We start from the raw sequence: 11,653 nt of genomic DNA, 5'->3' as shown, positions 1-11,653 counted from the left end.
CAGCCATGTTTCCTGCCATGCGGCCCGTTTTTGTGCCTCCAACAGAAAACGCCCCTGTCCGTATCACCAGATCAGGGGAGACTGCCCAGCCATACTGCTTGCAGAAAAAAGAATCGTCAAATCCTGTTTTGTCAGGATGGACGAATCAGGCCTTTGGCATCATGGCGTATGGGCCGGGCGGAAAGGCTGGCCTCACAGACGCTGATAGACGAGGTTCCGGGCGAGCCAGCAGCTGGCCCGCAGCTGGTGGATGCGCCCGTTGCGCCGCTGGAAGTGCAGCGTCCAGTCTCCGGGCGGGGTGTGGTCGAGGGCACGGGGACAGGGGAAGGTCCACAGATCGGGTCCCAGAGCGGTCAGCCGTTCCATCCGTCCGGTCCCCAGAATGCCGGAGAACCCGCCATGCAGCAGCCCGCCCCGGAAGGTGATGGTGAAGCGGGACCCGTCCAGCTCCTCACATTCATACTCTCCGGCAAGTTCCGAAGGGTCGGGCTGGGGTGTGTCGGGATACGGGCGCAGGCGGACATGCCGGTTCTCTCCTGGCCGACCCATGATGATGTGGGGGCCGGAGGCTCCCTGCGTGCCGGTCTGCATCTGCCCGTCCTGGATGTGGCGGAGGCGGACTGACCCGGCCTCGGCGAGCTGGGGGGAGATGATGTCCAGCGGTTCCGGCAGCATGAGATAGCGGAGCTGGAGCTGACCCGGTTCCGCTGCGGTGATGCGGGCGGAGAGGCCTGTTTCTTCATCCAGCCAGAGGCCTTCCAGGGCATGTGGTTCCTGCGGACTGCCGGAAGGGGGCGTTCTGGCCGCCGGTTTTCCGTCTTCTCCCAGAAAGGCCCGGAAGAGGCTGGCGGCAGCCTGCTGGGCCGGGGACATGTGGTTGAAGAGGACCACGACGGAGAGACGCAGGGCGGCGCAGTGCAGCCGGTGGGACCGCCAGCCCCGCAGGGCTCCGCCATGGGCCGTGATCTCGTGGCCTGCGACCGTGCCATGCTGAAGGCCGAACCCGTAAGGGGCCTTGTGCCCGTTGTCGAACTGCACGGGGCGGCTCATGCGGTTGTAGAGGCCCTTCGGGTCGTCACGTTGCCGGTCGATGAACGTTTCCCAGGCGATCATGTCGTCCAGCGAGGCCCCCATTCCGGCATCGCCCGTCCAGTGGATGTGGTTGCGGGCTGGCCAGTAGCCACCCTCCTGCGTGCCTTCATAGCCGGTCGTGCCATCGGGCAGGGCACTGGTTTCCGCCGCCAGGATGGCCCGCCTCATGCCGACCCTGTCGAAAACATGCTGCTGGAGCAGCTCGGCAAAGCTCAGCCCGCTCTCTTCCTCCATCGCCTCGGAAATCAGGCGGAAATTCTGGTTGACGTAGGAATAGGATGTGCCGGGGAGAAACTGGAGGGACCGTGTCCCGGCAATGACACGGTCGGAATCGGCCGGGCTGAACGTTCCTTCAATGGCGGCACCATGCAGCATGGCCACGGCCCAGTAGTCCCGCAGGCCCGACTGGTTGTGGGCCAGCTGCATGACGGTGGGCGGGTCGGACCGGAGCCTGGGCAGCCGCCTGCGGATGTACGGGGCGAGGATTTCCGGGTCTTCGTAGCGGTCCAGCAGGGTGGCGCAGGTGAACTGCTTCGTGATGGAACAGATGCGGAACAGGCTGGAGGACGTGAAGGGCAGGCGGCGTTCCAGGGAGGCATAGCCCCAGCAGTGTCTGGCGATCACCTCTCCCTCATGCAGGACGACGGCCGCTCCGCCGGGTCCGGGATGACGGGCGGCTATGGCGTGCATTTCTGCATCCAGACGTTCGTTTCTGGACAGGGAGGAGCGTTGTGCGTGCATGGAAACTCACAGGCGGGTAGGATGGACGGAGGCCTCCTCCAGTGATGAAGATTTTGGACGGACGGGGCAAGACGGGTTATGGACTGATCGCATGGATGTTATCCCACCTTCACCGGACCATCAGAGCCTGAAAGAGGCGGCTCTGGCCCATCTGGCCCGCTTTGCCACGACCCGCCAGAATCTGCGGCAGGTGCTGCAGCGGCGTGTCCGCCGCTGGGGCGTGCGGGCTGTCCGTGCAGGCATGTTCGCCGAGGAGGCGGCCCTGCATGAGGAAGCCTGCCAGCCCCTGATCGACCGGATCGTGGAGGAGATGGAGCGTCTCGGTGCCGTGGATGACGCCGGTTTTTCCCGGTCGAAGGCCCGCAATCTGGCCCGTTCCGGGCGGTCCCGCCGGGCCGTGCAGGCCCATCTTCAGGCCAAGGGTGTGGATGGTGAGACTATCCGGCAGGCGGTGGATGAGAGCCTCGGGGAGGTCGGGGAGGACCGTGCCCGCCAGGCCGAGCTGGCCGCCGCGCTCGTTCTGGCCCGCAAGAGGACGGTCGGGCCGTTCCACAGGCCCGGCAGGCCGGAGAAGGAGCGCATGAAGGTGCTGGCCATTTTCGCCCGCAACGGTTTCTCGCAGGACATCGCCGTGAAGGCCCTCGACATGGACAAGGAAGAAGCGGAAGACCTCATCATTGAGTTCCGGTCCCTGTGATGGGTTTAATTTTCATATTGAAAATTATTCAAACGTACTGACATTGTCTAATAAAATAGAATTTTCTACCGGGGGACTTAATGGGTACTTTGAAGGGTTGTTCACAGCTTGAAAGTGTGTGCCAGAGAACTTTGGGGGAAATAGAATATATATATGATAGGGGTATAGAAAATTTATGTCTTTTTTCAAAAGAAGGAGTTTCCTCTGATAAATTTCGCCTCTTGATAGGGAAAGCGATTGAGAAGGTAGAGTCTGAGAAAAAATCTTCATTGGAAAAGTTGGAAGGGGTCGTGGAGAAGCTGAAGTGGGATGCTCCACATGTGGCTTTTTACGGTGAAACTAATGCGGGAAAGTCCACTCTTATTGAGGCCATCCGCCTGTATGCGGGAGGAAGCAGTACAGAAGCGGGGAAGGAGATTGGAGACGGTCGCAGTGATTTCAGCAGGAGAATAAAGTTATATCCATGCAATTTCGAGGGGCGTTCTTTCACATTGGTTGATGTGCCGGGGATCGAAGGCAAGGAAAAGGAAGTTGGTAAGGAAATAGAGAAAGCTCTTTCCATCTCACATGCTATTTTTTTCGTGACTGATAAGGCCCAGCCCCCGCAGGGAGGAGAGAAAGACAGAGCGGGTACGCTGGAAAAGATGAAGAAGCATATGGCGGCCCAGGCGCATATATGGGCTGTATGGAACAAGAAAATTCAGAATGTCAGGGCGTTGAAGCATCCTTTGCTGGAAGAGAAATCCGATACATGGAGGAGCCTCCATGAGGGTGAAAATTCTCTTGATGGGAAGATGCGTGCGGTACTGGGGGAGAGATATAGGGAATGTCTTGTGCTTAGTGCCAGACCGGCTTTTCTGGCACTTCTGGATGAAGAGGCAAAAGCTGATCTGCTGACAGAGCAGCGCAAGTTCCTGACACGGATATCTCGGGAAGAGTTGCTGGATAAATCTGGTCTTGAGCAGTTCATTGATGTGCTTCGGGCTGATCTTCCCGCGGATGAGCAGTTGCTGGCAGGTAATATAAGGAAGATAGTTATTTTATTTGAGGATAGTGTCAAGAACTTCAGAAAGAGTATATTGAATGAATTTTTGGGTGTGGGAAAGAATATGCAGGAATTTTTGCAGGAGGTTTCTTCACCATTAGAAGAAGTAGTTGATGATATTAACAGAAATACCCGTCGGGTACGGGATGGAATTGTTGACGAAATTGTAATGAAAGTGCGTTGCGAGATGGGGGCGGCGATTGAGGCTGGACTGGGAAATAAAGAATTTAAAAATAAATTGGAGGAAACTCTAAAGGCGGTGCGCCCTTATCTGGCGAGGCTAACGGGCGAGGCGGTTGGTCGTATGGTGGAAAACGTGAAGGCCTCCACAAAGAGCATCTTGAAAGATCGCGCTGTGAATATGGAAGATGGACTCTATGCTTCTCACACCGACTTTCTGGAGCATCTTGATCATAGGATTGATAGTGAGGTGGAAAGCGGGATTGAGTGGGGAAAGTTGTCAGGGGCTTTGGTGGGAGCAGTTGTTGCTACCATTTTTTCTAGCGGATGGGCTTTGATCTTAGGATTGTTTGGCGCGTTTCTCGGTGCCTTAAATGGTCTCAGGGGATTGTTTGGTGATAAGAAAAAAAATCAGGGAAAGGTTCTGAATAAAGAATTGGATAAGGTAAGACCTAAACTATCTTCAAAATTGGATGCTGTTTTAGGTGGGGTTGTAAAGGAATTGGCGAATGTAATTCATTCCATATTGAGATCATTTTCTGAGGAGAGAGATGTGTGCTTAAGTATGTATAACATTATAAAAGAAATGAATAGTGATCTGGAAAGAGTATTGGGCGACCTGAAAAAGCTGAGTGTACATAGTGTTTCTGTTGGGTAATGTTTTTTGTGAAGACGTAATGTGGAAGAGAGGAGATGGATATGTCGGGTGAGATTCAGAAGGTGAAGGCATTTCTGGAAAAAGGCGAACAGTGCGGTGTGCAGATACCCATTGAGGTAAAAGAAAAGCTGGCAGCCTTGGATAGAAATGACAGTTTGTTGCGGGTTGTTCTCGTTGGTGGTTTCTCTGTGGGAAAAACATCCATTGCTTCTGCATGGTTGGGGAAACCGAGAGAAGATATGAAGATCAGCCAGGCTGAATCACCCAGTGCAGTTACCGTTTATGAGGTGGATGGTGGTGTGCAGCTTGTGGATACACCTGGCCTTTTTGGATTCAAGGAAAAGAATATTAGTGATGGCGATGCACAGACTTATAGGGATATGACCCGTAAGTATGTCAGTGAGGCCGATATTCTTCTTTATGTGCTTGATCCTTCCAATCCTATTAAAGAGTCTCATGCTCAAGAGTTACACTGGTTATTTCGGGAGTTAAATCTTCTGTCGCGCACGGTATTTGTGTTGAGCCAGTTTGATAAGATTGCAGATGTTGAGGATGAGGAGGATTTTCAGAGGCATTTGGCTGTCAAGAGAGAGGCTGTCATCGGCCGTCTTGATGATCTGATCGGGCTTGGTAAAGAAGAGAGGGGGCAGCTTTTAATTGTTGCCGTTTCTGCGAATCCCTTCGATGAGGGGGTAGAATATTGGTCGCAACCTGAAAATGCGGAGGAGTTCCGTGGTCTGTCCCATATAGGGGATTTGCAGAAAACTACAGATCAGATGCTTGTTCGTTCTGGAGGAGCGGAGCAGGTCAAAAAGCAGACTGCCTTGAGTATTGTGCGGGATGTGACCAAACGCCAGATGATTCCGGCAGTTGAGCAGGCTGGTGAGGTGTTCAGAAGTGCACAGCGTGCCTTGCGGAAGGCAGGGCAGGAAAGCAATAAATTGGAGCGTTTCAGGCGGGAAGCAGTCGAGTCCCGGCTGGCATTATGCCGCTGGGTGGAGAATTATTTCTCTGATTTGATTGTTCAGCTCAAGCATACCGCTTCAGAAGATTTTGAGGAGTTTTTTTACCGCCATATTGGTGAAAATGGAGGAAGATTGCAGCGCAATATCCAGCTGCACTTTGAGGAAGAGCTGGGAACAATCCTTCATCAGCTGGAAGCAATGACAGTGGCTTTCAGGGATTCCGAATCTGACTGGGCGTTTCTGAGGAACGTAGCAAAAGGTGCTGACTATGTGCAGAAGGGCGGGTTTATCTCAGGTTCCACCGTTCTTGCTGCACGGGATGCTCTGGGGGTGGGTATAAAATTCAAGCCATGGGGAGCGATTGGTCTTGCCTCCAAGCTTAATGTCGGGTTGGCCGCAGCTGGTCCTATCATAGAGGGGATCATGATGTGGAAAAAATATAACGATGAGCAGAATTTTCAGACCCAGAAGAAGGAGATCGTGGCGGCGTTGGAGGAGCAGAGAAAGTATCTGAATGATCTTCTGGATTCTCCAGATTTTATGAAAAACTTTTTCCCTCAGTTGGCACAAATGGAAAACGCTTTTCAAGCTATTCGTGAGGCAGGGGAAGAAGCGAGGCGTGCTTTCAGGGCTATTTACCAATGGGCTGAAGAAGGGCGTCGTCTTTGTCAGCAGTATGGTATTGAAATTCCTGCCTTGCCTGATGAAAGTCAGATTGTTGATATCTGATCCGAGAGGAGTGACAGGGATTTACCATTAACGTATTCAGACATGGTACTTCTTGGCACTGCTGGTGAAGTAGAAAGAGTAAGGTTATTGTGGCTGAACCAAGGCAGGTAGCGAAAGGGGATGTGGCAGGCCATCTCAGAAGGTGGCAGGTTGTATGCTCTGTATTTTGCCTTGCCCTCGGAGCCTGTAGCGGCACCTCGGTGGGGTCCTATCATGGACCCGTGCAGTGTGCGCCTTATGCCAGACAGGTAAGCGGCATCAATCTGCGGGGGCGGGCTGCGGGCTGGTGGTGGGCGGCCCGGGGCCATTACCAGCTCAGTCACAGGCCGCAGCCGGGGAGTGTGCTGGTCTTCCGGGCCAGTTCCCGGATACCGGACGGGCATGTCTCGGTCGTGAGGCGCATCCGCACGAGGCGGCGGATCGAGGTGGACCATGCCAACTGGGTTGGTGGCCGTATTGAACGTGGCGTGCCGGTGGAGGACGTGTCACCACGGGGGGACTGGTCGGCCGTCCGTGTCTGGTGGGCACCGGTGGGCAGCATGGGGCGGCGCGTGTATCCGACCTACGGCTTCATCCTGCCGATGCGCTAGGATGTTTCCGTGACATGACAGGGGTACGGTCCGGGGGGTTGCACAATCCGTCCGCCCCTGCCACATGAAAGGTGCCTTAAACCTCATTGGGGAGAATGGTCCTATGGGTACCATGAGTCCGATTCACTGGATAATCCTTGCCGTTATTGTTCTGGTGCTGTTCGGTGGTGGCGGCAAGATCAGCAGCCTGATGGGCGACTTCGCCAAGGGGATCAAATCCTTCAAGAAGGGCATGGCCGAGGATGACCGGGACGGCACCGCCCCTAGACCGTCCGACGAGCGTCTGTCCCCGCCGGCGGCCCCGCAGGCCGGCCAGCCGCAGGGTCCGACAGTCCACCAGCAGCCGGACGTCCGCATGGCTGATGATGAGAGCCACCGCCCCCGTTGACCACGTCTCCGGTACCTGACGACCCGATGATGATGCCGACATGACTTTCTGCATGGACTGGCGGGACGTACCCCGCTCCTGCTGGGGGGCGGCCGTCGCCCTGGGCAATTTCGATGGCGTGCATCGTGGCCATGTGCATCTGCTCCAGAGCCTGAAGATGGCACGTCCCGGCTGTCGGCTGGGAGTGCTGACCTTCGAGCCGCATCCACGGTCTTTCTTCCGCCCGCAGGACCCGCCTTTCCGGCTCATGCGGCCGGAGGTGAGGGCGAAGGCTCTGGAGGAGCAGGGCGTGAGCTGCATCGTGCAGGCGGAATTTGACGAGGCCTTCTCCTGCCTGGGGGCGGAGGCCTTCGTCCGGGATGTGCTGGTCGAGGGGCTGCACGTGGCTCATGTGGCCTGCGGGGCGGATTTTGCCTTCGGGCACAGGCGGGAAGGGGACGTGGCCCTGCTGGAGCGGCTGCTGGTGCAGCATGGCGTGGGTGTCAGCATCGTGCCGCAGCTGGCGGACGTGGCGGGGCCGGTCTCTTCCAGCCGGATACGCCGTCTCCTTCAGGAGGGCTATCCCGAGAAGGCGGCCGAACTCCTGGGGCGTAACTGGGCCATCACGGGAGAGGTCGTCAGGGGCGACCAGCGGGGGCGTCTTCTGGGGTTCCCGACGGCGAACATTGCCCTGGGTGAACACATGGAACCGGCCAGAGGGGTGTACGCCGTGAGGGTGCAGATGCCGGATGGTCGGCTCGTGCCCGGCGTGGCCAATCTCGGCCGCCGCCCGACTATCAATGACGGACGGGAGAGCCGGCTGGAGGCTCATCTTTTCGACGTGGATGAAGACCTGTACGGCCAGATACTGGGGGTGGAGCTGGTTGCCCTGCTCCGGGACGAGAAACGCTTTTCCTCCCTTGATGAGCTGAAGGCCCACATTGCGGCAGATGCCGCACAGGCGAAGCAGGTGCTCGGCAAGACAGGGGGTTGACCGGGACGGCAGGCTCTCTCCATAAGTACAGTTATTTTTGTCCCGTACTGAGAGCTGGCGCACCTATTCCATGTCTGAGCCTGTAGAAAAGACCGATACCGTTTTCCGTGAGCAGCAGGAGCGTTACCGGGGAACGGTCTTCCTGCCCAAGACATCTTTCCCCATGCGGGGCAACCTGCCGAAGCGGGAGCCGGACATGCTGGCCCACTGGGCGGAGACGGGGCTGGATGGTCAGATAGCGGAGGCCGGGCGTCGGGCGGACAGCATCTTCACGCTGCATGATGGGCCGCCCTATGCCAACGGGCATATCCATATCGGTCATGCCCTCAACAAGGTGATGAAGGACGTCATCAACCGTGCCCAGCGCATGAACGGGGCGCAGGTGCGCTACATGCCGGGATGGGACTGCCACGGCCTGCCGATCGAGTGGAAGGTCGAGGAGGAATATCGCCGGAAGGGCAAGGACAAGGATGCCGTGCCTGTTCTTCAGTTCCGTGCGGAATGTCGGGAATACGCCGCAAAATGGGTGGAGGCCCAGCGGGAGGACTTCAAGCGTCTGGGCATCCAGGCGGAGTGGGACAACCGTTATGTGACGATGGACTTCGCCTCTGAGGCGCAGATTGCTGAGGAAATCGGCAAGTTCCTTCTCAATGGCCGTCTCTATCGTGGGCTGCGCCCCGTGATGTGGAGTCCGGTCGAGAAGACGGCCCTGGCCGAGGCGGAGGTCGAATATCACGACATCACTTCCACGACCCTGTTCGTGGCCTTCCCCAATGTGAAGGACCCGACGGAAGGGCAGCTGCTTTCCGGTGCCTCGGCCGTGATCTGGACCACGACCCCGTGGACGATCCCCGTCAACCGGGCACTGGCCGCAGGACCGGAGATCACCTACACGGTCATCCACGTCACCGGCGTGGCCGAGGACAGTCTCGTGCCGATCGGGGCGAAGCTGATCGTGGCCGTGGACCGTCTGGAAGACTTCCTCTCCGGTGCAGGCGTCACCGGGCATGAGGTCCTTCACACCCTTCCCGGCAGTGCGCTGGAAGGGGCCGTGTTCGCCCATCCGCTGCGGGGGCGTGGGTTTGATTATGACGTGCCGCTGCTGCTTGGTGATTTCGTCACGACGGATGCCGGTACCGGTCTGGTGCATATGGCCCCGGCGCATGGGCATGACGACTTCATGCTCTGCCGTGCCCACGGCGTGGAAGTGACGGAAGAGGTCTGCGACAACGGAACCTATGTGGACTGGATGCCGGAGCTTGGGGGTGTTCATGTCTTCAAGGCCACGCAGCCCGTGTGTGACCTGCTGACACAGGTGCGGGATCAGGCCCGGCAGGACGGTGCCCCGGCCCGTGGCCTGATGGCCCGGGCGGAGATCGTCCATTCCTATCCCCATTCGTGGCGGTCCAAGAAGCCGGTGATTTTCCGGGCTACGCCGCAGTGGTTCATCGCCATGGAACCCCGTGAAGGGGATGAGGGTGGCCCCGGCCTGCGTGAGCGTGCCCTGAAGGCTCTTGATGACATCAGCTTCGTACCGGCCAGCTCTCGTCGCCGCCTGACGAGCATGATCGAGCAGCGGCCGGACTGGTGCATCTCCCGCCAGCGGTCCTGGGGCGTGCCGATCGCCGTGTTCGTCGAGAAACGCACCGGTGAGGTGCTGCGGGATGCCGACGTGATGGCCCGCATCGTGCAGAGCTTTCGGGAGCGTGGGGCGGATGCCTGGTATGACACGGACCCTGCCGTCTATCTTGGTGAAGGCCGCAATCCTGAAGATTACGATCAGGTTTTCGACATTGTTGATGTCTGGTTTGAGAGCGGATGTAGCCACCGTTTCGTCCTGCATCAGGAGGGCGTGAACTACCCGGCTGACCTGTATCTGGAAGGCTCCGACCAGCATCGCGGTTGGTTCCAGTCCTCCCTGCTGGAAAGTGTGGGGGCTGAAGGTGTGGCGTCCTACAGGACGGTCGTGACGAACGGGTTTGTGCTGGACGGGCAGGGGCGCAAGATGTCCAAGTCCCTCGGCAACACCATCGTGCCTGATGACGTGACGAAGACGCTGGGTGCGGACGTGCTGCGCCTGTGGGTCCTGAACTCCGACACCAACGAGGATCTCCGCATCAGTCAGGAGATTCTCAAGCAGCAGGGCGAGCTGTATCGCCGTGTGCGGAACACGCTGCGCTGGCTGCTGGGGGCACTGGCTGGCTTCACGCAGGCCGAGGCCCTGCCGCTGGGCTGGGATGACGTGTCCGCCCCGGTGGACGTGATGCTGGACAGGCTGGTCCCGGACGAGGCGGCCCGTGCCCTCCGCCACAAGGCAACGGTGAAGGCCCGCAAGGCCCTGCCGCTGCTGGAGCAGTACATTCTGCACCGTCTGTACGAGCTGTACCAGCGTGTGCAGGAGGCGGTGAAGACCCATCAGTGGAACGGCGTCTATCCGCTGCTGCACAATTTCTGCAACAATGAGCTGTCGGCCTTCTATTTCGACATCCGCAAGGACGTCCTCTACTGCGATCCGACGGACTCCCATGCACGCCGGGCGGCCCGCACCGTGCTGGACGTGCTGCATCGTGCCCTGACGACGTGGCTGGCCCCGGCTCTGGTCTTCACGGCGGAAGAGTCGTGGCAGGCCCGTTTCGGGCAGGAAGGCAGCGTGCATCTGGAACGCTTTTTCGTGCCGGAAGAAGGCTGGCATGATCCTGAACTGGCCGGACGGTGGGAGACCCTGCGTCAGGTCCGCCGCCGTGTCACCACGGCTCTGGAAGTCGCCCGCCGGGAAGGGCTGATCGGCTCCTCGCTGGAGGCCCAGGTCCATCTGCCCCTGACGGCCGATGAGCAGGTCGTGTCCGAAGGGATCGACTGGGCGGAGCTATGCCTGGCGTCCGAGGTCCATGTGCAGCCGGGTCAGGCCGAGGACGAGGTGAGGGTGAGCCGTGCGGATGGGCAGAAATGCGCCCGCTGCTGGCGTGTCCTGCCTGATGTCGGGCAGAATGAGGACCACAGCCACCTCTGCCTGCGCTGTTTTGATGCGGTAAGTGCATGAGGACGGACAGGGCGGACCATTTCGTGCCACGATGGCGGCTGATCGGGCTGGCGACGGCCCTGATCGTCCTGTTCGTGGACCAGATGAGCAAGGAATGGATCCTCTACTGGCTTGACCTGCCGCTGCGGAGGACCGTCTCCGTCATGCCCTGCCTCAACTTCACGATGGTCTGGAATCATGCCGTGACGTTCGGGATGTTTGGCGGGCATGGCCGCTGGCTGTTCATCGTGACGTCCCTGCTGGCGGTGCTGGGGCTGCTGGTCGTTCTGGTCCGGGCACGCCGCCGTCTGGTCAGCTTGGCCTGCGGAGGCATCATCGGCGGGGCCATCGGCAACGTGATCGACCGTCTGCGCTATGGTGCCGTGGTGGATTTCCTGCATTTTCACGTCGGGGACTGGTCCTGGTACGTGTTCAACATTGCGGACTCGGCCATCGTCTGTGGTGTCGGGCTGTGGCTGCTGGACTCCTTTCTGGTGGAGCGGCGTGGCCGTCATGGTTAAAAAGACAAGCGGCTTGCCCATTGCAGGCAGGCCCTATAGGATTGGTCATCTTATT

9 protein-coding genes are annotated in these 11,653 nt (G+C 58.5%); 8 read left to right on the top strand and 1 reads right to left on the bottom strand.

The features are described 5' to 3' along the window. Window positions 1-192: 192 nt before the first annotated feature. Entirely contained in the window at window positions 193-1,833 is a 1,641-nt protein-coding gene (locus CPA56_RS06835) for a D-aminopeptidase (protein ID WP_182041272.1), read from the bottom strand. A gap of 91 nt (window positions 1,834-1,924) precedes the next feature. On the opposite strand from CPA56_RS06835, the gene CPA56_RS06830 reads away from it, so the two are divergent. The 8 genes from CPA56_RS06830 (at window position 1,925) to lspA (ending at window position 11,598) form a co-directional block, all read left to right on the top strand. After that, entirely contained in the window at window positions 1,925-2,530 is a 606-nt protein-coding gene (locus CPA56_RS06830; protein ID WP_182041271.1) for a regulatory protein RecX, read from the top strand. 80 nt (window positions 2,531-2,610) lie between these two features. Then, the gene (locus CPA56_RS06825) at window positions 2,611-4,413 is read left to right on the top strand and encodes a GTPase domain-containing protein (protein WP_182041270.1); all 1,803 of its coding nucleotides are present in this window, start codon (window positions 2,611-2,613) and stop codon (window positions 4,411-4,413) included. A 41-nt stretch (window positions 4,414-4,454) separates the two neighbouring features. Next, on the top strand, window positions 4,455-6,107 hold the full coding sequence (locus CPA56_RS06820; RefSeq protein WP_182041269.1) for a LeoA/HP0731 family dynamin-like GTPase: 1,653 nt from the start codon (window positions 4,455-4,457) through the stop codon (window positions 6,105-6,107). Between the two features lie 122 nt (window positions 6,108-6,229). Next, window positions 6,230-6,697, top strand: coding sequence for a CHAP domain-containing protein (locus CPA56_RS06815; protein WP_182041449.1), 468 nt, complete (start codon window positions 6,230-6,232; stop codon window positions 6,695-6,697). Between the two features lie 103 nt (window positions 6,698-6,800). Beyond that, window positions 6,801-7,085 (top strand): twin-arginine translocase TatA/TatE family subunit, encoded by a 285-nt coding sequence (locus tag CPA56_RS06810; RefSeq protein WP_182041268.1) that lies wholly within the window; start codon window positions 6,801-6,803, stop codon window positions 7,083-7,085. Window positions 7,086-7,125: 40 nt separating this feature from the next. Beyond that, the gene (locus CPA56_RS06805) at window positions 7,126-8,058 is read left to right on the top strand and encodes a bifunctional riboflavin kinase/FAD synthetase (protein WP_182041267.1); all 933 of its coding nucleotides are present in this window, start codon (window positions 7,126-7,128) and stop codon (window positions 8,056-8,058) included. 70 nt (window positions 8,059-8,128) lie between these two features. Next, complete coding sequence (gene ileS / locus CPA56_RS06800; RefSeq protein WP_182041266.1) at window positions 8,129-11,098, top strand: isoleucine--tRNA ligase; 2,970 nt, start codon at window positions 8,129-8,131, stop codon at window positions 11,096-11,098. Beyond that, a complete protein-coding gene (gene lspA / locus CPA56_RS06795) occupies window positions 11,095-11,598 on the top strand; it encodes a signal peptidase II (protein ID WP_182041265.1) in 504 nt (167 codons plus the stop codon). Before ileS ends, lspA begins: the two co-directional genes overlap by 4 nt. The last annotated feature ends 55 nt before the right edge of the window (window positions 11,599-11,653 follow it).

This window comes from Bombella mellum (genome assembly GCF_014048465.1).
Lineage (GTDB): Bacteria > Pseudomonadota > Alphaproteobacteria > Acetobacterales > Acetobacteraceae > Bombella > Bombella mellum.
This window is presented reverse-complemented; position numbering and strand designations above follow the sequence as displayed.